The sequence below is a fragment of the Rhodococcus sp. YH1 genome (assembly GCF_009939605.1).
GTDB classification, from domain to species: Bacteria; Actinomycetota; Actinomycetes; order Mycobacteriales; family Mycobacteriaceae; genus Rhodococcus; species Rhodococcus aetherivorans.
The window spans coordinates 1-20843 of record NZ_WVTE01000242.1 but is presented as its reverse complement, the minus strand read 5'-3'; the positions used below and the strand labels follow the sequence as shown (position 1 = coordinate 20843).

The following is a 20843-nucleotide window of genomic DNA, read 5'->3' as shown; positions in this document are numbered from 1 at the left end:
GCGGCCGCCGCCACCGAGCATCAGGACCGGACGTCACGAGCCGGTACCCGAGGCAGGTCCTGCCCCTTCGAGCACCTCCGCGCGCTCAGCCGGCGGCAGCGCCGAACCACTGGGTCAGCCGGCCGAGCAGATCCTGTTGATCGTCACCGGCCCACGCCACGTGGCCGTCGGGCCGCAGCAGCACCGCGGGCACGTCCAGTTCCTCGCTGACGTCGACGACGTGGTCGACCCGGTCGGCCCAGCCCGCCACGGAAAGCCGTCCGGTCTGGTCGAGGAGCAGTCCGCGGCCGCCGTGCATCAGTTCGTAGAGGCGACCCTGCTTCAGCCCCACGTCCCGCATCCGCCGGCCGAGCAGGTCGTGGCCCTCGCCGAAGTCGTAGCGGACCCCGACCGCGGTGATCATCTCGGTGACGTACCGGTTCACCTCCTCGAAGTCCATCAGCTTCGAGAACAGTTCCCGCAGCGCGATCACACCCGGATCGGTTCCCATCAGCGTGATCTGCGCGCGGGTGTTCTCGAGCACGCGGGCGCCCACCGGGTGCCGTTCGGCGTGGTAGCTGTCCAGCAGTCCCTCCGGAGCCCAGCCGCCCACTTCGGCGGCCAGTTTCCAGCCGAGGTTGAACGCGTCCTGGATGCCGAGGTTGAGTCCCTGCCCGCCGGTCGGCGGATGGATGTGTGCCGCGTCGCCGGCCAGCAGCACCCGCCCGACCCGGTAGCGCTCGGCCTGCCGGGTGGCGTCGCCGAACCGGGAGAGCCAGCGCGGCGAGTGCGCGCCGAAGTCGGTGCCGGCGATCGCCCGCAGCTGCTGGGTGAACTCGTCGAGGGTCGGTGCGGCCGCCCGGTCCTCGGCCACCCCGTCGGCGGGCACGATGACGCGGTACGCCCCGTCCCCGAGGGGTACGGCGCCGAACCGCAGATGGGTCTTGTGGACTTCCGCGACCACGGCGGCCACCGTCGCCGGGTCCTCGGTCAGCTCCATCTCACCGAGCAGCGTCTCGACCTTGCTGGGCTCGCCGGGGAAACCGACGCCGAGCAGCTTGCGCACCGTGCTGCGGCCGCCGTCGCAGCCGACGAGGTAGCGCGAGCGCAGCCGGGTACCGTCGGCCAGCTCGGCGCTCACCCCGTGGTCGTCCTGGCTCAGCCCGACCAGTTCGCAGCCGCGCCGGATCTCGGCGCCGAGTTCGAGGGCGTGCTCGTTGAGCAGCCGTTCGGTGACCGGCTGCGGAGTGGCGAGGCCGTACGGGTGCGCCGTGTCCACCCGGTCCGGCCACGGCTTCATGATGCCGCCGAAGAGACCGCCGACCCGGAACTTCTCACTGACCGCGAGAAACCGGTCCAGCAGGCCGCGTTGGTCCATCATCTCGACGCTGCGCGCGTGCAGGCCCTGTCCGCGGGACTGCGCGGTCGGCTCCGTCGCCTTCTCGAGCACGAGCGTGTGCACGCCGTGCAGCCGCAACTCGGCGGCCAGCATCAAACCGGTCGGCCCGCCGCCGGTAACGATCACATCGATCATGAAAAATCCCCCGTTCGACACCGTCATATTTCGGCCGGCTGCTCCACGCAGTCCGGCGGGCCCGCACACCCGCACCCGGGCGCCGGGTGCCCGCAACCACCCGAGTCCTACCGGCGGTTGGACGCCCACCTCGCGAATCTCCCGTTTCCGCAGGTTCCGGCTTCGGCTGGCGATTCTGCAGCACCACCGGGGTCTTGCGGCAAGGCCCCCCGCGCGCTATATGTTGAAAGTGGCAAGGAGCCGATGACCTTCTTGCCTTTGCCTTCTCGGCGCCGACCACAGTTCCGTCCATCCCGAGCCGACGTCCGGGCGAACGGCGATGGGAGTGTCAGTCGGTGAGCAGAGCGCTCAGCCGTGCCGCCGCGTCACCGACCGCGAGGGCCGCGGCATCGACGTCGAGACCGGCGATGGCCACCACCCCGACGCTGCACTCGAGGCCGGCCCCCCGCGGCGCGCGCACCCCGGCGGCGACGCCCACGGCGCCGCGCTCGAGCTGTCCGCGCGTGACGCTGTAGCCGAGCGCCCGGGCCTGCTTCACCGCTTCGGGGTCCCGCGCGTCCTCGGGTCGCAGCGCGAGGATCGCGATCCCCGCCGCCCCGCGGTCGAGCGGGTGCCGGTTGCCCACCCGGTATCCCACGTGCAGGAGCGCCCCTTCCGGCTCCGCGACGAGGATGACGATGCACTCGTCCCCCTGCGCGGCGGACACGAAAGCCGTCGCCTGCGTGCGCTCGGCCAGGTCGTGCAGCACCGGACCGGCCGCATGCTGAAACTGGGGCACGAACCGCGACGCAAGGACGGCGGCACCGGCGCCGAGCCGGATCCGGCCGTCGTCGGCCCGCACCACCAGCGAGTGCGATTCGAGCGTTGCGACGATCCGGTAGGAGATCGCCCGCGCGATCCCGAGTTCCTTGGCGAGGTCCGCGACCGTGATACCGGCGGGCGAACGGGAGATGATGTCGAGCGCGCGCAGACCACGATCGAGGGTCTGCAGCGTGCTCATGGGTTCCTCCGTCCGTCGTGCCGGATCCGACCCTACCGGCGCGGGCGCCACCCCCGATGCAGCGCATTGCAACGCTTGAGCACCCCCCGCCGCACTGGTTCCCTTCGAGTGACACAGGTCACTATGGACGGGAGCCGGTATGAGCATCGAAGGCAAGGTCGCGCTGGTCACCGGCGCCGGGCAGGGCATCGGACGGGCGATCGCGCTGCGGCTGGCGACGGACGGTGCGGACATCGCACTGCTCGACGTCGACGGCGGCAAGCTCGCCGCGGTCGAGGACGAGGTGCGGGCCGCCGGCTCGAAGGCGATCTCCGTCGTTGCGGACGTGACCGACCGCGAGCAGATCCGAGCCGCCGTCGACCGGACGGAGACCGAACTGGGCGGGTTCGACATCATCGTCAACAACGCCGGCATCGCACAGGTGAACCCCATCGCCGACGTGACACCGGAGGAGGTGTCCCGGATCATGGCGGTCAACGTCGAAGGCGTCCTCTGGGGCATTCAGATCGCCGCCGCCAAGTTCCGCGAGCGCGGGCACGGCGGCAAGATCGTCAATGCGTCCTCGATCGCCGGCCACGAGGGCTTCGCGATGCTCGGGGTGTACTCCGCAACCAAGTTCGCCGTACGGGCGCTCACCCAGGCCGCGGCCAAGGAATACGCGTCCGACGGAATCACCGTCAATGCCTACTGTCCCGGCGTCGTCGGCACCGACATGTGGGTCACCATCGACGAACGCTTCGCGGCATTGACCGGGGCACCGAAGGGAGCGACGTTCGAGAAGTTCGTCGGCGGCATCGCGCTCGGCCGCGCGCAGACGCCGGAGGACGTCGCGGCCTACGTCTCCTACCTGGCCGGCCCGGACTCCGACTACATGACCGGCCAGTCCGGGTTGATCGACGGCGGCCTGGTCTACCGGTGAGCCGAACCCGCTGCACCGGAAGGAGACTCCCTTGTTGAGCAGGGCGGTACGGACACTGGCGGTTCCCCTGCTCGTGTTCCTCGACCATGTGATGGCGCCGAAGTACTCCCCCGAACTGTTCGCCCTCTCCGAGCAACTCGCGGGCCACACCGACTGAGGGGCGCAGCCGGACTCGAGCAACGGCGGACCTCGGCATCGTTCGTCCACCCTCGCTGCCCCTCGCCCCCACAGGTTCGCCAGGACGGCCCGACGTTCCCCGTCGGGCCCGAAAGTTGGCGTGTAAGGCCTGTACTGCGTTGATCGATTGCGTGACGATGCAGTCGTGCACGGGCACTCAGTGGGACTTCCTGGCTCGGTGGCGGCGTACCGCGTCCGCATTGCCGCAACGGGCACTGCAATACGCCCGGCGGCCGTTGCGGCTGGTGTCGACGAACACTCGAACGCATTCCGCGTTCGCGCACGCGCCCAGACGACCCCCCTCGGCCTCGACGGTGAAGATCGCGAGCCCACCCGCGGTGACCGCCATCACACGCCCGACGAGGTCGTTCTCGTCCGGCGTGAAATGCAGATGAGGACGGTGGTTGTCGTGCGTGGTGAGATACACGCTGGCTACCCCGTCGAGCAGGAGGGCGTTGATCGACCGGCAGCGTTGCTCCTCGTCCGGCGCCACGAACACCGCCCGGAGCCGGGTCGTCCACCGACGCAGCGCCGGCATGTCGCTCTTGTCGACATCCGACCACCGGATCACGTGCTCGCGAAACACGGCCTGGACCTCCGGGACGGTCCACACGCCCCTCTCCCCGAGGTTCACGAGGTCCGCGGCCAGCAGCGCACCGGTCATGTTGTCATGGTTGAACTGCACTGACCGATTGCACCACGGTGGTCGCGTGCACCTGGTCACCACCGCCGTTCTCCCCATCGTTCTCATCCTCGCCCTGGGCGCAGTCCTCCGTCGCCGTGTCGTCACCGACGCCGGCTTCTGGCGCGGGATGGAGTGGCTGAGCTACCACGTGTTCACGCCTGCGCTGTTCGTCGAATCGATCGCCCGGACCCCGTTGCGGGAGGTATCGCCGGTCCCGTTGCTTCTCAGTTTGTCCATCCCCGTCCTGGCTGTGTCCGTGTTGCTCGTCGCCCTTCGTCGACCACTACGGGCCGAAGGACCGCAGCTCACGTCGCTGGTGCAAGGAAGCATCCGCATCAACACCTACATAGGGCTGGTGTTCGCCTCGGCGCTCGAAGGCACCGGCGGAGTAGCCGCCTTCGCACTCGCGGCATCGGTGATGGTTCCGTTGGTCAACGTCGTGTCGGTCACCGCGCTGTCGTTCTACGGTGCCCGCGATCACGCGGCTGCAATGTCGAGTACGTGGCGCCACCTGGGCACCAAATCCCTTGATTCTGGGATGCGTTGCGGGCCTGACGCTCAACCTCACCGGCATCGGATTGCCCCCGGCGATTGCGGTACCGGTGGAGATGTTGGCAGAACCCGCACTTGTCACCGGCACACTCGTGGCAGGGGCGGCGATCACCCTTCGGGTGCGGCTCCGCGACGGCCTCGACATCACCATCGCGTCGACGATCAAACTGGTCGCCCTTCCTCTGTCGGCCGCCGCCCTCGCAAGTGCACTGGGATTGACCGCCGCAGCCCTGACCGCCGTCGTGCTCATCTGCGCCGTCCCCACCGCGCCCTCGGCGTACATTCTCGCCAGGCGTATGGGCGGCGACTCGCAACTGATGGCGTCCATCCCCGGAGCGCAGACATTCCTGTCCGTAGTAACTCTGCCCCTGATCCTTCACCTGACCACAGCGACCTGACCCATGACCACACCGACCTGACCCGCGACGACAACGGCGTGATGCACCACCGGGAAGCGACCTCGCCCGCACAGCGACCGCCGACGCCGAGACATCTCGCCGCGCCGCCCCGGCCGACGCATCCATGCAGGCCGAGTAAACAGTCGGTCGGCTCGAAACTCGGACGATTACGCAGAGAGCTCAGCCCCGACGGCGCCCCCGCCCCGCCTGACAGGCGTTCCTGCCCGCACGCACAGGAGCAGTCGTATACACCACGTCTCCAGCACCACACATTGCTATCCGACCAGCTCCAGGCGGTGAACGACCCACGCTCGAGGACGGCTGGTCCCACGGGCCCCTCGCCCGCAGGTCCCCACGAGGCCGACCTCACCCTCGGCGTGCGTTTGACTTTGTGCGGCGCGTCACATAACTTATCGACTGCTAACCGAACGATCGATTGGCTACACACGTTCGCAGGAAGGGCAGCCATGGCCACCCCCTCGGTTCCACAGGCGCAGGAGACGGCGCCCAGCTCTCCGCCACCCGCCGCCCCGCCGCACTCGCGCCGGGCGGCCCGCAAGGCCGCGTTCGCTGCCGCGGTGTCGACCTCCCTCGAGTGGTACGACTTCTTCATCTATGCCACCGCCGCGGCGCTCGTGTTCAACAAGACGTTCTTCGCCACCGGCAGCGAGGTCGTGGCCGCGCTCAATTCGTTCGCCACCGTCGCGGTCGGCTTCGTCGCCCGCCCCATCGGCGGGATCGTCTCGGGCCACTTCGGCGACAAGTACGGGCGCAAGCCGGTACTCGTGACCGCCATCCTGCTCATGGGTGTCGCGACCACCCTGATCGGCTTCGTGCCGAACACGTCGATCACCTGGCTCGCCCCCGCGATGCTCGTCCTGCTGCGCATCTGCCAGGGACTGGCGGTCGGGGCGCAGTGGGGCGGCGCGGTCCTGCTGGCCACCGAGTACGCCCCGGCCCATCGCCGCGGCTTCTACGGAAGCTTCGCCCAGCTCGGCATCCCGATCGGCGTGGTGATGGGGAACGCGGTCTTCCTGGCGGTGGCGTGGGCGGTCTCGCCCGAGGCGTTCACCTCGTGGGGCTGGCGCGTGCCGTTCTGGATCAGCCTGTTCATGCTGTTCGTCGCCTTCGCCATCCACCGCTACCTCGAGGAGACCCCCGAGTTCCAGCAGGTGGAGGCCAAGCTCGCGGCCGCGCCGGCCCAGCGGCGTTCCCCGGTCCTCGAAGTCCTCCGGCACAACAGCGGCACCGTGCTCATGGCCGGCGGCACCTATCTCGTCGGCATCGTGATGTTCTACATCACCATCACCGGCTCGGTGCAGGTGGCCACGACCAACCTCGGCATCACCCGTTCGGACGTGCTGGCGATCATCCTGATCGCCGCGGGTGTACTCGTGCCGATGGTGCCGCTGACCGCCTACCTGTCGGACCGCTACGGCCGCAAGCTGATCTACGGCATCGGCATCGTCGGCATGGGCCTGTGGGCCGTGCCGATGTGGCTGCTCATCGGGGCGTCCTCGTCGGAGGACATCTGGCCGCTGGCCGTCGCGCTGATCGTCTCCTGCGTGGTGATGTCGTTCCAGACCGGGCCGCAGGCCGCCCTGTTCGCCGAACTCTTCCCCCCGGAGATCCGCTACTCCGGAGCGTCCCTGGGGTACCAGGCGGCAGCGATCCTCGGCGGCATGGCGCCCATGGCGATGGTCGCGCTGATCAACGGGGAGGTCGCCAACCTCTGGCGCGTGGGGCTGCTCATCGCGGCGCTCTCGGTCCTCGCCCTCGCCTGCCTGGTGGCCCTCGCCCGTCGTCGCGCCTGACCTCCCGGCGCCACTGCCCCTTCGGCGCCACTGCCCTCCCGGGCGCCACTGACTCTCCGCCCGAACGAACACTGGAGACCCCATGTATCCCGGTGCCTACCTCGACACCACTGCGCACAAGCCGGCCGTGATCATGGCCGACACCGGCCGGACGGTCACCTTCGCCGAGCTCGAAGCCAACTCGATCCGCATCGCCCGCCACCTCCGCACGCTGGGACTGCGCCGCGGAGACCACGTCGCGGTGCTCGCCACCAACACTCCCCGGGTGTTCGACATCTACTGGGCGGCAATGCGGTCGGGCCTCTACGTCACGATGGTGAACTGGCATCTCACTCCCGGCGAGGCCGCCTACATCGTCGACGACTGCGGCGCGAAGGCCGTGCTCGTCGACGCCGCGCTGGAGGAGATCGCCCGGGTGCTTCCCACTCTGCTGCCGAACACCGAACACCGGCTCGCCTTCGGTGGCACGCTCCCCGGATACGCCGACCTGGACGCGGCCGCGGCCGCCGAGTCGGATGCCGCGCCCGCCGATCAGCCCCGGGGGGCGGACATGCTCTACTCGTCCGGCACCACGGGCCGCCCCAAGGGCATCAAGCCCGCGCTGCCCGACCGCCAGGTTCACGAACCCGGTGACACGATGACCGCCATGAACGCCTCGGTGTGGGGCGCAAATCCGGAGACGGTGTACCTGTCCCCCGCACCGCTGTACCACGCGGCACCGTTGCGCACCTGCGCCGCGGTGCAGGCCCTCGGCGGCACGGTCGTCGTGATGGGCCGCTTCGACCCCGAGAAGGCCCTCGAATACATCGAGCGGTACCGGGTCACCTACAGCCAGTGGGTGCCCACCATGTTCGTGCGCATGCTCAAACTGCCGGAGGACGTGCGCTCCCGCTACGACGTGTCCAGCCTGCAGGTCGCCGTGCACGCCGCGGCCCCCTGCCCGGTCGAGGTCAAGCGGCAGATGATCGCGTGGTGGGGCCCGATCCTGTCGGAGTACTACTCCTCCACCGAACTCAACGGCCTCACCCTCGTCGACACGGAGGAATGGCTGCGCAAACCCGGCACGGTGGGCCGGGCCGCGCTCGGCGTCGTCCACATCTGCGGCGAGAACGGCGAAGAACTGCCGGCGGGGCAGATCGGCACGATCTATTTCGAACGCGACCTGCTGCCGTTCGAGTACCACAACGCACCGGAGAAGACCCGCGACGCCCAGCACCCGCACCACCCGGCGTGGACGACGACCGGCGACGTCGGTTACCTGGACGAGGACGGGTATCTGTTCCTCACCGACCGTGATTCGTTCATGATCATCTCCGGCGGAGTCAACATCTACCCGCAGGAGATCGAGAACGCGCTCGTCGAGCACCCCAAGGTCCTCGACGCCGGCGTGATCGGGGTGCCCGATGCCGAGATGGGCGAGATCGTCACCGCGGTGATCCAACCGGCCCCCGGCTTCGACGGCGACGACGCGCTCACCGCCGAACTGGCCGACCACCTCCGCGGTCGCCTCGCCAAGTACAAGCTCCCGCGCCGGATCGTGTTCAGTGACGACATGCCCCGGACACCGACCGGCAAGCTGGTCAAGCGCAAGCTGAAGGAGCGCTTCGTCGACACACCGGTGTGACGCCGGGCCGGGAAACCCGGCTGACGACGAAAACGACTCGGCCTGCCGCTCGTTGCGAACGCGGCAGGCCGAATCGTCGTCGGTTCGCGGGTGCGTCCTCGCCGGTTCGGCAGCCCGCAGCCGTCCCGGCCGCAGCAGCGGTTCCAGTTCGCTCCACTGCCGCCCGCAGTAGCCGCTACAGCCGAACGTGTCGGCGGCCGCCCACTGCACGGCATCCCGGTGACCGCCGCGTACGCGAGCTGCGTGCGCAGACGAGCGCAACTGTCCTCGGCCCGCCGATGGAACTCCGCCAGCACGCCGCGTGCGTCGGCGGCCCCCTGCCCGGAGGTCGCGGCAGCGGCGATCCGATCGAGAGCGGCGAGCAACGCGCGCATCTCGTCGAGGGTGAACCCGAGCGGTTTCATCCGCCGGATCACCAGCAGGCGCTGCACGTCCTCCAACGACCTGATCTACCAGTTCGACTACGTGGGCGACCCGCGCAACGTCGTCATCGACCTGACCGGCGCCGACATCTGGGACGCCTCCACCGTGGCCGCCCTCGACGCGATCCGACACAAGTACGCCAACAAAGGTAAGAGCGTCGAGATCGTCGGCCTCGACGGCGCCGGCCTCGAACGCCTCGACCGGCTCTCCGGACGCCTCGGCGAAGGTCACCAGCTGCCGGTGTGCTCGCCTCGTCCATGCGGGCGCCTCTGCGTTCCGGGGTGTTTTCGGCGTGGCGGTGCACCGTCGAGCAAGGGCACCCCGGACCGTCTCCGGCGTGGCACCAGACCTTGATCGCCGACGCCGGCAGCAGTCCCACCAACAGGGGGATCAGGAGCAGTTCGGGCACGAGACCCAGCAGCACACCTCCGGTGATCGCGCCGGCGGAACATCCCTCGGGGCACCTGCACACCCGGCATTGGGCGGCCGTCGTTCTCGTCGCGAATCCGGATGTCGACGGCGTGCAGGAGCGGCTCCGCCACGACGAGAACACTCCGGCGTGGATGCTCGCCGTCTCCCCCTGCCGCCCGCACTCACCCTGCCGTCGTCGTCGCGGTGGGGTGTGGTCCTATCCGCGGACCTCGCGCAGCGCCGGAGTCGCGGCGAACTCGGCGCGAGCGAGGGACCGGCGGTGCACCTGATCGGGGCCGTCGGCGATCTGCAGGAACCGCGCCTGCGAGTACAGCATTGCGAGCGGTGTGTCCTGGGACAGGCCCGCACCGCCGAAGATCTGGATGGCGTCGTCGACGATCTTCTTCACCGTCAGCGGCACCATGACCTTGGCGGCGGCGATGTCGTGCCGGGCGGCCTTGGCGCCCTCGACATCCATCCGCCACGCGGCGCGCAGCACCATCAGGCGGGCCGCATCCACCTGGATGCGTGCGTCGGCGACGGTGGCCTGCACGACCCCTTCGTCGGCCAGCGGCCTGCCGAATGCGACGCGGGTGCGCGCCCGCTCCGTCATCAGCGCGACGGCGCGTTCGGCCATGCCGATCAGGCGCATGCAGTGGTGGATCCGGCCCGGGCCCAAGCGGGCCTGCGCGACGGCGAAACCCTTGCCGCGCGGGCCGAGCAGGTTCGCCTTGGGCACCCGCACCCGGTCGAAGACGATCTCGCCGTGCCCGCCCTCGTGCCGGTCGTCGAACCCGAGCACGGACGTGGAGCGGACGATGTCCAGGCCCGGCGTCTCCATCGGGACCAGCACGATGGAGTGCCGGGATCCGGCCGGAGCGCCGGGATCGGTGACCCCCATGACCATCGCGACGCGGCAGTCCTCCCGCAGTGCGGCGGTGGACCACCATTTGCGTCCGGTGAGCACCCACTCGTCGCCGTCGTCGGCGATCTCGAGGCGGACGTTGCTCGCGTCCGAGCTGGCGACGTCGGGTTCGGTCATCGAGAAGCAGGACCGGATCTCACCTTCCAGCAGGGGGCCGAGCCACTGCTGCTTCTGGGCGTCGGTGCCGTAGCGGGCGAGCAGCTCCATGTTCCCGGTGTCCGGCGCGGCGCAGTTGAGCGCCTCCGGGGCGAGATGCGGGCTCCATCCGGTCAATTCGGCCAGCGGGGCGTATTCGAGATTGGTCAGGCCGGCCCCGCCCGCCTCGGGGAGGAAGAGGTTCCACAGCCCCTGCCGCTTGGCGGAAGCCTTGAGGTCGGCCATGATCGGCGGGGCACCCCAGTAGTCGGGCTTGCTCGCGAGCTGCTGCGCGGCGATCGGCTCGGCCGGCAGGATGCGTTCCTGCAGGAAGCCGGTGAGCCGGTCCTGCAGTTCGCGGACCTTGGGGCTGTATTCGAAATCCATTGTTGCTCCGATTCTGAGGGAGTGATCGCCTAGCGGCGCAGTTCGGGAAGGGCCGAGGTGGCAGCGAGATCGAGGGCGCGCCGGAGCAACGGCCCGACCATGTCGGCGATGCCGTCGAACCCCTCCCCCACCGTCTCGCCCCGGTCGTGGCGGGCACCGATGCCCTCGAGGATGACGGCGATCTTGAAGTCGGCGAAGACGGTGTACCAGTCGATGTCGGCGAGATCGATTCCGCGCGCGGCGGCGTAGCGCTCGAGCAGTTCCGTGCGGGTGGGGAATCCGTCGAGGGTGGCGAGGCCGCGGGTGATGGGGTTGTATGCCGCACCGGGAACATCCCAGAAGCTCAGCATGATTCCCACGTCGGCGAGGGTGTCGCCGAGGGTGGCCATCTCCCAGTCGAGCACGGCGGCGATGCGTCCGCGATCCTGCGGCGCGGCGAGGACGTTGTCGAGCTTGACGTCGCCGTGGACGATCCCGGGGTGGCGGGTCTGCGGCAGCGCGCGACGGAGCTTGTCGAGCAGCACCGCCACCTCGGGCCGGTCGACGCGGCGAGAGGCCTCCCACTGCTTCGCCCACCGGCCGAGCTGGCGCTCGAGGTAGCCGTCCGGACGGCCGAAGCTGCCGAGCCCGACGGCGTCGGGGTCGATGTCGTGCAGCGCGGCCAGGGTGTCGGCGAGCGAGAACCCGAGGCGGCGACGCTCGTCGGCGGTGAGGGCCGAGGCCTGTTCGACGGTGCCGACGGCCACGCCGTCGACGAGTTCCATCAGATAGAACTTCGCGCCGAGGATGCTCTCGTCCTCGCACAGGTGCACCGCGCGGGGCACGGGGACGGACGTGCCACCGAGGGCGTTGATGACGGTGAACTCGCGCCGCATGTCGTGCGCGCTGGGCAGCACGTGCCCGTACGGCGGTCGGCGCAGCACCCATGCGTGCTCGTCGTCGGCGAGCCGGTAGGTGGGGTTGGAGCGGCCACCGCCGATGAGGGAGGCGGTGAGCGCGCCGGTGACCTCACCGCCGAGTACGCGCTGCAGGTGGGCGGTCAGCGCGTCGAGATCGAGGTCGGCGACGGCGCCCGCAGGCGATGCAGTCATCGCGGATTCCTTCCTGCGTCGGCCTGTCGGCCAAACGATCGTTCGGATGACCTACAGAGTCGCCGAACGAGCGTTCGGTGTCAACACGGTCACCGACGGACGGGGATTCATCTGCGATAATGCCGATTCGAGAGGAAAATGCTGCAGCACCGAAGAGGCGGCAGCCGATCAATCGTTAGGAATCGGAGAGGCCGCCGTGACGGGGACGGTGCTGCACCATCGCCAGGGCCAGATCCGCGTAGCGGTCCGCGAGCTCCTCCGGCCGCAGCGGCCCGTCGGACCGCCACCAGGCGCACACCGACTGGCCCATGTTGATGATCCCGCGCACCGCATCGCGCGGGAACTCCACCTCGAAGGCCCCCTCCTCGACGCCCCGCTCGACGACGTCGCGGAACAGACCCTCCTGTTCGTCACGCAGCGCGACGACGAGCCGGCGGCCGGCCTCGTTCAGGCTGCGCAGTTCCGTCGCACCGACCAGCGCATCGAGCTGCCGGGTGGTGTGGAACATGACCCACGCGCGCACCAGCGCCTGCAGCTGCGCGTCCGGCGAACCCCCCGCCCGCAGCAACGCCCCGCGGGTCATGGCGATCGCATCGTGCAGCGCCCGGGTCATGATGTCCTGTAGAATCTCCTGCTTGGACTTGAAGTGGTGGTAGATCGAGGCGACGGTGATGTCGGCGTCCCGGGCGATGTCGCGCATCGAGGTGCCGTGGTACCCGCGCTCGTTCATGTTCCGCATCGCCGAGTCGAGGATCGCCTGCCGGCCGTTGCCGGTCCCGACCGTAGCCGCCTTCGCCGCGCACATCGTCAACTCCGTCCCGCCGGTCGTGAACCGGTGACAGCGTAGTCGCAGGGCACGGGCCGGGATCGGCCGGATCCGCACCGCGAACCCCGCGGATCTGCCGTCCCCGCGTGCCGGAACGACGAATTGTCGGTCCGACCTGGCAGCATCAGCCGCGGCAGCCTCGCCCGGGGCCGCTCACCATCGGACAACACAGGGGGCCGTCATGCCAGCACCCGTTCTCACCGACGAACAGCGCACCGCCGCACTCGCCAAGGCCGCCGAAGTGCGCAAGGCCCGCAGCGAGCTGCTCGCCGCCGTCAAGGCCGGAGAGCTCGACGTCTCGGCCGTGCTCGACAAGGCGGAGACCGACGAGGTCGTGAAGAAGACGAAGGTCTCGGCCCTGATCAAGGCGCTGCCCGGCGTCGGCGCGGTCAAGGCCGCCAAGCTCCTCGAGCAGCTGTCGATCCCGGACACCCGCCGCATCGGAGGCCTCGGCACCAACCAGCGTCAGGCGCTGCTCGACGCCACGACGGCCGCCTGACGCACCGTCCGACCCGACGCAGGTGTTCCCGCGCCCCGAAGTGGGAACACCTGCCCGGGCGCGTTCTGCGCCGACCGCGCGCTCCGCGACCGAGGAGACCGACGGACCGGGAGGAGCCGATGGGGACGACGTCGACGCCCGAATCGCGGCAGCGGCAGGATCGGCTGCTGTTCCGCTTCATGCTGCTCTCGCTGGCCGCCGCCGTGGTCACCATCGTCCTCAAGGCGAGCGCCGCATGGGCAACCGGCTCGGTCGGGTTCCTCTCCGACGCCCTCGAATCCGGGGTCAACCTCGTCGCCGCGGTGGTGGCGCTGATCGCACTGCGGGTGGCGGCCCGGCCCCCGGACGCCAGCCACCACTTCGGTCACGGCAAGGCCGAGTACGTCTCCGCCCTGGTCGAGGGTGCGATGATCTTCGTCGCGGCCACCGCGATCGTCTGGACCGCGATCGAACGCCTGATCAGTCCGATTCCGCTCGTCCAGCCCGGGCTCGGGCTGGCCCTGACGACCGTCGCCTCCCTGATCAACCTGGCCGTCGGGATCACCCTGCAGCGCGTGGGTCGCACGCACCGCTCGATCACACTCGTCGCGGACGGCAAGCACCTGTTGACCGACGTGTGGACCTCCGCCGGAGTGATCGTCGGCATCGTGCTGGTCACCGTCACCGGCTGGGAACCCTTGGATCCGATCGTGGCCCTCGTCGTGGGTGTCAACATCCTGTGGACCGGATACCGGCTGCTTCGCGGCTCGGTCAGCGGCCTGCTCAGCGCCGCCCTCCCCCAGCACGAACAGGACCAGGTCAACGCCGTGCTGGACCGGTTCCGCGCCGAGTGCCCGGTCGAGTTCGCGCCGCTGCGCACCGTCGAATCGGGCCGGCAACGCCAGGTGTTCGTCGTCGTGACCGTTCCGGGCGACTGGACCGTGCGGACCGCCCACGACATGGCCGACCGCATCGAGGCAGCCATCGACGCGGTGCTGCCGCACACCGAGACCTTCATCCACGTGGAACCGGCCACCGCCGGGCCCGGCAACGCCTGACCCCGGTCCGCCTCGTCACGGTCGTCGGCTCGGCTCGATCGGGTTCAACGCAACGCCGGCACCGACGGCCTCAGCCCACGGCCTTCTTCACGAGCGCGCTGATGCGCTGTTCTTGGGCTGCGGTCAGCTCCTTCAGGGCGTAGGCGATCGGCCACATGGCGCCGTCGTCGAGCGCCGCCTCGTCGCTGAAGCCGAGCGTGGCATACCTCGACCCGAACTTCTGCGCGCTCTGGAAGTGGCAGAGGACCTTGCCGTTTCTGGCGTACGCGGGCATCCCGTACCAGAGCTTCGGCGCGAGGTCCGGAGCGGCGGTCTTGATGATGTCGTGGATCCGCTCGGCGAGGACCCGGTCCGCTTCCGGCATCTCGGCGATCTTCGCGAGCACGTCCCGCTCCGCTGCCGCCTCCTTCTCCGCCCGCGAACCGCGCCGCGCCGCCGCCTTCTTCTGCTCCTGCGCGTGCTCCTTCATCGCGGCCCGCTCCTCGGCGGTGAATCCGTGGTACTGCTCGGTGCTCGCGCCGGAGTTCTCGGTGGACGACTTCGGTTGCTGCATGGCAGGTTTCCTCTCACAACAGGGATGAGGCAGGTCAGGACTGTGCAGGCACCGCGGGCGGCGCGGGGGTGAGCGATGTGGCAGCCTCCCAAACGAATCCGTCCGGGTCGATGAAGGGGCCGGCCGTGCTGCCGAGGACGATGCGGTGCGAGCCGGTGCCGTCGGCGGGGACGCCGAGGTCCTTGGCCAGGCCGCGACGCTTGTACAGCGCCAGCTTGACGGGGCTGGACTCGCCGGCAGTGAACTGGGCATACTTGCCGCCGAAGCTCTTGGCCACGGTCAGGCCCCGGCCGACGTAGAACTGCTTGCTGGCCTTCACGTCCTCCACACCGAGCAGCAGGACGATCTCGTCGATCTCAGAGGTGGCCGGGCCGGTGTCCTTCTTCGCCGAGGTCGCGACCTTCCAGATCGTCCCGTCCGGGGCCTGGACGACTCCGCCGTAGCCCCAGAGCGACTTCGCGGCGGGTCTGAGCACCGTGGCGCCGGCGTCCACGGCGGCGCCGAGGAAGCTGTCGACGGTGGCCGGCCGGGACACCGTGAGCGCCAGGGTGAAGCCACGGAATCCGGTGGAGTGCGACTCGGATGCCCGCAGGCGTAGGTACGTGTCCACGCCGAAGGCGGTGTAGAAGCGGTGGGCGGTCTCGGGGTCGGCCACCTCGAGGGTGACAGATGCGATGGACGTGTCGGATGCGGTGGTTGTCATGACCATCACGCTAGGGACTGCTTGCAGGCCGGGGCTTCTCGATTCCTGACCGGTCGTGCCACCTGCTTCGCCACACACGCCGGCATCCCGCCCGTCATGACCGCAGAGCCCGCATCGCGGGCCGTACCCGCAGCATCGTCATGGCCGGACGCAACATCCGCCGCCAGGCGCCGGAAGACGCCGGGCGGCATGCCGACCAGCTCGGTGAAGCGGGTGGTGAACGTGCCCAGCGACGCGCAGCCGACCGCGAAACACACCTCGGTGACGCTGAGATCGCCGCGACGCAACAGCGCCATCGCGCGTTCGATGCGCCGCGTCATCAGGTACGCGTACGGCGACTCGCCGTACGCGGCCCGGAACTGGCGGCTGAGGTGCCCGGCCGACATGTGCACGCCACGGGCGAGCGCCTCGACGTCCAGCGGCTGCGCGTACTCCCGATCGATCCGGTCGCGAACGCGGCGCAGCCGCGCGAGATCGGTCCGGCGCTGCGCGTCGGCGCGTGCACGCCGCCATTCGGGCCGACACATGAGAGCACTCCCCTCTCCGTCTTCCGCGCGGCCCTGGTGGGCCGTCGGCAGGGCGGGCACCTCTGCGACGGTGCGCTGCCGCCCTTGTTGCCGGTGGTCGCCGTGCCGGCCGGCACGGCCGCATCGACGCCCGTACGTCTCAGCGAAGTTCCTGGATGCGGACCATGTTGCCCGCGGGGTCGCGGAAGGCGCAGTCGCGGATGCCGTACGGCTGTTCGGTCGGCTCCTGGACGACCTCGGTGTCGCCGGCCTGCACCTTTTCGAATGTGGCGTCGAGGTCCCGGGTGGCCAGCAGGATCCAGCCGTAGGTGCCCTTCGCCATCATCTCCGAGATGGTGCGGCGCTCGTCGTCGGTGATGCCCGGGTCGGCGGCCGGCGGCGCCAGGAGGAGCGACGTGTCGGGCTGACCGGCCGGGCCGACCGTGATCCAGCGCATCCTGCCCTGCCCCACGTCGCTGCGGACCTCGAAGCCGAGGACGTCGCGGTAGAAGGCGAGCGACGCGTCCGGGTCGTCGTGCGGCAGGAAGCTCGTGTGAATGGTGATATCCATGACGAGCAGGTTAGGAGCGGCTCCGTGTCCCGCGCTTCTCGATTCCTGATCGATCCGGCCTCGTGGGGGGGCGGTCGGCAGCGCTGGGCAACTCCGCTGCGACGTGGCACGATCGCGTGGGTGACCAGCAGACCCGCTGACGCGCAGCACCTGCGTGACCTCGCGCGGCTGCGCCGCGTCCGTGACCGGATCGATCGGGAGTACGCGCAGCCGCTGGACGTCGAGGCGCTCGCCCGTGGCGTGCACATGTCGGCCGGGCACCTCAGCCGCCAGTTCCGGGCCGCGTACGGGGAGTCGCCGTACGCGTACCTGATGACGCGGCGCATCGAACGCGCGATGGCGCTGTTGCGTCGCGGCGATCTCAGCGTCACCGAGGTGTGTTTCGCGGTCGGCTGCGCGTCGCTGGGCACCTTCAGCACTCGCTTCACCGAATTGGTCGGTGTGCCGCCCAGCGTCTATCGGCGTCAGGCGGCGCGCACGGCGGCGGGGATGCCGTCGTGCGTCGCGAAGACGGTGACCAGACCGATCAGGAATCGAGAAGCGGGAGTCACCGAGCCGCACCTAGCCTGACCGCCATGGACGTCACCATTGACTCGAGCTTTCCCTTCCCGGCAGATGGAGACACCATGAGCATGGCCACGAGGACGGACACGCGGTCGTCTGCGCCGCACGTTGCGGACAGTCACGATCTGATCCGCGTGCACGGTGCGCGCGTGAACAACCTCAAGGACATCAGCGTCGAGATCCCGAAGCGCCGGCTGACGGTGTTCACCGGCGTCTCCGGTTCGGGCAAGAGCTCTCTGGTGTTCGGCACGATCGCCGCGGAGTCGCAGCGGATGATCAACGAGACCTACAGCGCCTTCGTGCAGGGTTTCATGCCGACGCTGGCGCGGCCCGAGGTCGACGTCCTCGAAGGATTGACGACCGCGATCATCGTAGACCAGGAGCGGATGGGCTCGAACCCCCGCTCCACCGTCGGCACCGCCACCGACGCAAACGCGATGCTGCGCATCCTCTTCAGCCGGCTGGGGCAGCCGCACATCGGCTCGCCCAACGCGTACTCGTTCAACGTCCCCTCGGTGAAGGCCAGCGGTGCGATCACGGTCGAACGCGGCGCCGGCAAGACGAAGACCGAGAGGGCGACCTTCACCCGGCTCGGCGGCATGTGTCCGCGCTGTGAGGGGATGGGCGCGGTCACCGACTTCGACCTGTCCGCGTTGTACGACGACGGTCTGTCGCTCAACGAGGGTGCGCTCACGATCCCCGGCTACAGCATGGACGGCTGGTACGGCCGGATCTACCGGGGCTGCGGCTTCTTCGACCCGGACAAACCGATCCGCAAGTACACCAGGAAGGAACTGCACGACCTGCTGTACAAGGAGCCGACCAAGATCAAGGTCGAAGGGATCAACCTGACGTACGAGGGGCTGATCCCGAAGATCCAGAAGTCGATGCTGTCCAAGGACGTCGACGCACTGCAGCCGCATATCCGGGCGTTCGTGGAACGGGCCGTGACCTTCTCCACCTGCCCCGAGTGCGACGGCACCCGGCTCGGCAAGGAGGCCCGGTCGTCGAAGATCAAGGGAAAGAACATCGCCGACGTCTGCTCGATGCAGATCAGCGACCTGGCCGTCTGGGTCCGGAGCCTCGACGAACCGTCGGTGGCCCCGCTGCTCACCGGGCTGCAACACCTTCTCGACTCGTTCGCCGAGATCGGGTTGGGGTACCTCTCACTCGACCGGCCGGCGGGCACCCTCTCCGGGGGAGAGGCACAACGCACCAAGATGATCCGCCACCTCGGTTCCTCGCTCACCGACGTCACGTACGTGTTCGACGAACCCACCATCGGCCTGCACCCGCACGACATCGCGCGTATGAACGACCTGCTGCTGCAGCTGCGCGACAAGGGCAACACGGTGCTCGTCGTCGAGCACAAGCCGGAGGCGATCGCGATCGCCGACCACGTCGTCGACCTCGGACCGCGCGCCGGCACCGAGGGCGGCGAGGTGGTGTTCGAGGGCACCGTCGAGGGGCTGCGTGCCAGTGGCACGCTCACCGGGCGGCACCTGGACGACCGCGCGTCGGTGAAGCCCTCGGTGCGGACACCGTCGGGTGTGCTGGAAGTGCGCGGCGCCGGCACTCACAACCTGCAGGACGTCGACGTGGACATTCCGCTCGGCGTGCTGGTCGTCCTCACCGGGGTGGCGGGCTCGGGCAAGAGCTCGCTGATCGACGGTTCGGTGTCCGGGCGCGACGGAGTGGTGTCGGTCGACCAGGGGGCGATCAAGGGCTCGCGGCGGAGCAACCCGGCGACGTACACCGGGCTGCTCGACCCGATCCGGAAGGCGTTCGCGAAGACCAACGGCGTGAAGCCGGCGTTGTTCAGCGCCAACTCCGAGGGCGCGTGCCCCGCCTGCAACGGCGCCGGAGTCATCTACACCGACCTGGGCGTCATGGCCACCGTCGAATCCACCTGCGAGGACTGCGAGGGGAGGCGGTTCCAGGCCGAGGTGCTGGAGTACACGTTCGGCGGCCGGAGCATCGCCGACGTGCTCGCGATGCCGGTGGCCGAGGCCGAGGAGTTCTTCAGCGCCGGCGAGGCGCGGATCCCGGCGGCCCACAAGATTCTGCAGCGGCTCGCCGACGTCGGGCTCGGCTACGTCACCCTCGGCCAGCCGCTCACCACGTTGTCCGGCGGTGAGCGGCAGCGACTCAAGCTGGCCACCCGGATGGCCGAGAAGGGCGGCGTCTACGTCCTCGACGAACCGACAACCGGCCTCCACCTCGCCGACGTCGAGCAACTGCTCGGCCTGCTCGACAGGCTCGTCGACTCCGGCAAGTCCGTCATCGTCATCGAGCACCACCAGGCGGTCATGGCGCACGCCGACTGGATCATCGACCTCGGCCCCGGCGCCGGCCACGACGGTGGCCGGATCGTCTTCGAGGGCACACCCGCCGACCTCGTCACCACCCGCTCCACCCTCACAGGCGAGCACCTCGCGGCCTATGTCGGCGCCCGGCCGGGCCCGTCGCGGACACCGTGAGGCGAGTTCGCCCCACGGGTGCGACAGCCCTCGCCGTCAGTTGGGGCGGACGGTGAGGATCTGGGACACGGTGCCGACGGGGCCGTGCGTGTCGTGGAGGACGCTGCTGGTCAGCCCCAGGCCGTCGGGACCGAAGGAGACGGTGGTGTCGAAGCCGAGCCAGTCGCCCCGGGGTTCGGTGAACAGGTGGGCGGTGAGGTCGACGTTGGGGAAGGCGACGTCTTTCGGGGACACGCGCACGGTCATGCCGTTGGCGATGTCGAACAGTCCCGCGGCACCGGCCAGCGCGCTGACCTTCTCGTCGAGCACGAGGGGCAGCGGCGTGCGCACCCAGTACGCCGCCCGGCCGGGCTCGAGCTGGATGCGGCGGATCTCGGTGGAGGCGATGAACCCGCCCGGCCACACCGTCGAGGCGTCCCAGGGAGCCATGGCGTCGGGCGGGTCGATCCGCGGCAGCGACGTCGCCTCCAGCGCGGGGGTGGGGCGGGATTGCATGAGCCAGGCCCGCAGCCGTACGACGGCGCGACCGTCGTGGGCGAGGACGGCCTCGACGAGCTCGATGGTGCGCCCGGGACGCAGGACGGTGACGGTGGTCTCGACCGTGTCGACCGGGACGGTGCCGAGGATGTCGTAGGACAGGCGGCCGACGACCAGTCCGTCGTCGCGGCGTGCGTCACGGTCGCATTCCACGGCGTGCACCAGCAGACCCAGTGCGGGCGCGATGTGCTGCTCCTGCGGGTTCCAGGCACCGCTGACGTGGTGGTCGGCCGGAACGCGGCCGGACCGATCCGTTCGAAGTAGGTCATCTGCTGCTCCTTGCGCGGGGTCGGTGACTCATCCGGGCATGATCCCAGTCGATCACGACCCTCTTCGGACCGGACGGGTGCGGCGCAGAGCGACGGCAGCCCGCCCCCTGGTCGGCCAGGGGGCGGGCTGCCGCGTATTTCGGACGGTGCGGGATCAGGCGGGGACGTGGGCCTCGGCCCAGGCGTTGTAACCGCCGAGCAGGTCCGAGACGTTGTCGAAGCCCTGCGCCCGCAGCAGCGACGC

The 20843-nt window shown here is 69.7% G+C and carries 19 protein-coding genes and 4 pseudogenes; 10 read left to right on the top strand and 13 right to left on the bottom strand.

All coding sequences use genetic code 11. The features are described 5' to 3' along the window. Nucleotides 1-85 precede the first annotated feature (85 nt). Nucleotides 86-1513, bottom strand: coding sequence for a rifampin monooxygenase (rox, locus tag AIIKEEIJ_RS22670; RefSeq protein WP_050034366.1), 1428 nt, complete (start codon nt 1511-1513; stop codon nt 86-88). 328 nt (nt 1514-1841) lie between these two features. Further along, nucleotides 1842-2513 carry an IclR family transcriptional regulator gene (locus AIIKEEIJ_RS22665; protein WP_006944546.1) on the bottom strand — a complete coding sequence of 224 codons (672 nt, stop codon included), beginning with the start codon at nt 2511-2513 and terminating at the stop codon, nt 1842-1844. Between the two features lie 139 nt (nt 2514-2652). On the opposite strand from AIIKEEIJ_RS22665, the gene AIIKEEIJ_RS22660 reads away from it, so the two are divergent. Further along, the gene (locus AIIKEEIJ_RS22660) at nt 2653-3432 is read left to right on the top strand and encodes an acetoin reductase (RefSeq protein ID WP_006944547.1); all 780 of its coding nucleotides are present in this window, start codon (nt 2653-2655) and stop codon (nt 3430-3432) included. A gap of 34 nt (nt 3433-3466) precedes the next feature. Next, on the top strand, nt 3467-3589 hold the full coding sequence (locus AIIKEEIJ_RS33740; protein WP_006944548.1) for a hypothetical protein: 123 nt from the start codon (nt 3467-3469) through the stop codon (nt 3587-3589). Nucleotides 3590-3766: 177 nt separating this feature from the next. Here the strand turns inward: AIIKEEIJ_RS33740 and AIIKEEIJ_RS22655 are convergent, their stop codons facing one another. After that, complete coding sequence (locus AIIKEEIJ_RS22655) at nt 3767-4294, bottom strand: CGNR zinc finger domain-containing protein (RefSeq protein WP_161996615.1); 528 nt, start codon at nt 4292-4294, stop codon at nt 3767-3769. Between the two features lie 467 nt (nt 4295-4761). On the opposite strand from AIIKEEIJ_RS22655, the gene AIIKEEIJ_RS33220 reads away from it, so the two are divergent. The 3 genes from AIIKEEIJ_RS33220 to AIIKEEIJ_RS22640 all read left to right on the top strand — a co-directional run bounded on the left by AIIKEEIJ_RS33220 (nt 4762) and on the right by AIIKEEIJ_RS22640 (nt 8682). Next, nucleotides 4762-5244, top strand: a complete 483-nt coding sequence (locus AIIKEEIJ_RS33220; protein WP_238406534.1) for an AEC family transporter — start codon at nt 4762-4764, stop codon at nt 5242-5244. 467 nt (nt 5245-5711) lie between these two features. Beyond that, entirely contained in the window at nt 5712-7058 is a 1347-nt protein-coding gene (locus tag AIIKEEIJ_RS22645) for an MFS transporter (RefSeq protein WP_006944551.1), read from the top strand. A gap of 82 nt (nt 7059-7140) precedes the next feature. Further along, on the top strand, nt 7141-8682 hold the full coding sequence (locus AIIKEEIJ_RS22640) for an AMP-binding protein (RefSeq protein ID WP_161996614.1): 1542 nt from the start codon (nt 7141-7143) through the stop codon (nt 8680-8682). Nucleotides 8683-8909: 227 nt separating this feature from the next. Here the strand turns inward: AIIKEEIJ_RS22640 and AIIKEEIJ_RS34360 are convergent. After that, a pseudogene (locus AIIKEEIJ_RS34360) lies at nt 8910-9119 on the bottom strand (MerR family DNA-binding protein); the annotation flags it as partial. On the opposite strand from AIIKEEIJ_RS34360, the pseudogene AIIKEEIJ_RS22630 reads away from it, so the two are divergent. Beyond that, a pseudogene (locus AIIKEEIJ_RS22630) lies at nt 9115-9336 on the top strand (STAS domain-containing protein); the annotation flags it as partial. The pseudogenes AIIKEEIJ_RS34360 and AIIKEEIJ_RS22630 sit on opposite strands and share 5 nt — an antisense overlap. Before the next feature lie 397 nt (nt 9337-9733). Here AIIKEEIJ_RS22630 and AIIKEEIJ_RS22625 read toward each other — a convergent pair. The 3 genes from AIIKEEIJ_RS22625 to AIIKEEIJ_RS22615 form a co-directional block, all read right to left on the bottom strand. Next, nucleotides 9734-10963 (bottom strand): acyl-CoA dehydrogenase family protein, encoded by a 1230-nt coding sequence (locus tag AIIKEEIJ_RS22625; RefSeq protein ID WP_161996613.1) that lies wholly within the window; start codon nt 10961-10963, stop codon nt 9734-9736. Between the two features lie 29 nt (nt 10964-10992). Beyond that, nucleotides 10993-12054, bottom strand: a complete 1062-nt coding sequence (locus AIIKEEIJ_RS22620; RefSeq protein WP_043798781.1) for a phosphotransferase family protein — start codon at nt 12052-12054, stop codon at nt 10993-10995. 175 nt (nt 12055-12229) lie between these two features. Further along, entirely contained in the window at nt 12230-12859 is a 630-nt protein-coding gene (locus AIIKEEIJ_RS22615) for a TetR/AcrR family transcriptional regulator (protein WP_044476384.1), read from the bottom strand. Nucleotides 12860-13061: 202 nt separating this feature from the next. On the opposite strand from AIIKEEIJ_RS22615, the gene mihF reads away from it, so the two are divergent. Both mihF and AIIKEEIJ_RS22605 read left to right on the top strand, forming a co-directional pair. After that, a complete protein-coding gene (gene mihF, locus AIIKEEIJ_RS22610; RefSeq protein ID WP_161996612.1) occupies nt 13062-13379 on the top strand; it encodes an integration host factor, actinobacterial type in 318 nt (105 codons plus the stop codon). A gap of 119 nt (nt 13380-13498) precedes the next feature. Beyond that, entirely contained in the window at nt 13499-14416 is a 918-nt protein-coding gene (locus AIIKEEIJ_RS22605) for a cation diffusion facilitator family transporter (protein ID WP_006944562.1), read from the top strand. Nucleotides 14417-14486: 70 nt separating this feature from the next. On the opposite strand, the gene AIIKEEIJ_RS22600 is transcribed toward AIIKEEIJ_RS22605, so the two are convergent. The 4 genes from AIIKEEIJ_RS22600 to AIIKEEIJ_RS22585 all read right to left on the bottom strand — a co-directional run bounded on the left by AIIKEEIJ_RS22600 (nt 14487) and on the right by AIIKEEIJ_RS22585 (nt 16749). Next, entirely contained in the window at nt 14487-14969 is a 483-nt protein-coding gene (locus tag AIIKEEIJ_RS22600; protein ID WP_161996611.1) for a DUF1801 domain-containing protein, read from the bottom strand. A 34-nt stretch (nt 14970-15003) separates the two neighbouring features. Further along, entirely contained in the window at nt 15004-15672 is a 669-nt protein-coding gene (locus tag AIIKEEIJ_RS22595) for a glyoxalase (protein WP_202917459.1), read from the bottom strand. 5 nt (nt 15673-15677) lie between these two features. Continuing rightward, a complete protein-coding gene (locus tag AIIKEEIJ_RS22590) occupies nt 15678-16199 on the bottom strand; it encodes a helix-turn-helix transcriptional regulator (RefSeq protein ID WP_102800187.1) in 522 nt (173 codons plus the stop codon). Between the two features lie 139 nt (nt 16200-16338). Beyond that, a complete protein-coding gene (locus AIIKEEIJ_RS22585; protein ID WP_050034359.1) occupies nt 16339-16749 on the bottom strand; it encodes a VOC family protein in 411 nt (136 codons plus the stop codon). A 120-nt stretch (nt 16750-16869) separates the two neighbouring features. Between AIIKEEIJ_RS22585 and AIIKEEIJ_RS22580 the strand changes: the two genes are divergently transcribed. Further along, a complete protein-coding gene (locus AIIKEEIJ_RS22580; RefSeq protein WP_029546973.1) occupies nt 16870-17319 on the top strand; it encodes a helix-turn-helix transcriptional regulator in 450 nt (149 codons plus the stop codon). Between the two features lie 56 nt (nt 17320-17375). Further along, the gene (locus AIIKEEIJ_RS22575; protein WP_443217118.1) at nt 17376-19793 is read left to right on the top strand and encodes an ATP-binding cassette domain-containing protein; all 2418 of its coding nucleotides are present in this window, start codon (nt 17376-17378) and stop codon (nt 19791-19793) included. A gap of 36 nt (nt 19794-19829) precedes the next feature. On the opposite strand, the pseudogene AIIKEEIJ_RS22570 reads toward AIIKEEIJ_RS22575, so the two are convergent. Both AIIKEEIJ_RS22570 and AIIKEEIJ_RS22565 read right to left on the bottom strand, forming a co-directional pair. Next, nucleotides 19830-20599 (bottom strand): annotated as a pseudogene (locus tag AIIKEEIJ_RS22570) (thioesterase family protein). Nucleotides 20600-20753: 154 nt separating this feature from the next. Next, a pseudogene (locus AIIKEEIJ_RS22565) lies at nt 20754-20843 on the bottom strand (rhodanese-like domain-containing protein); the annotation flags it as partial.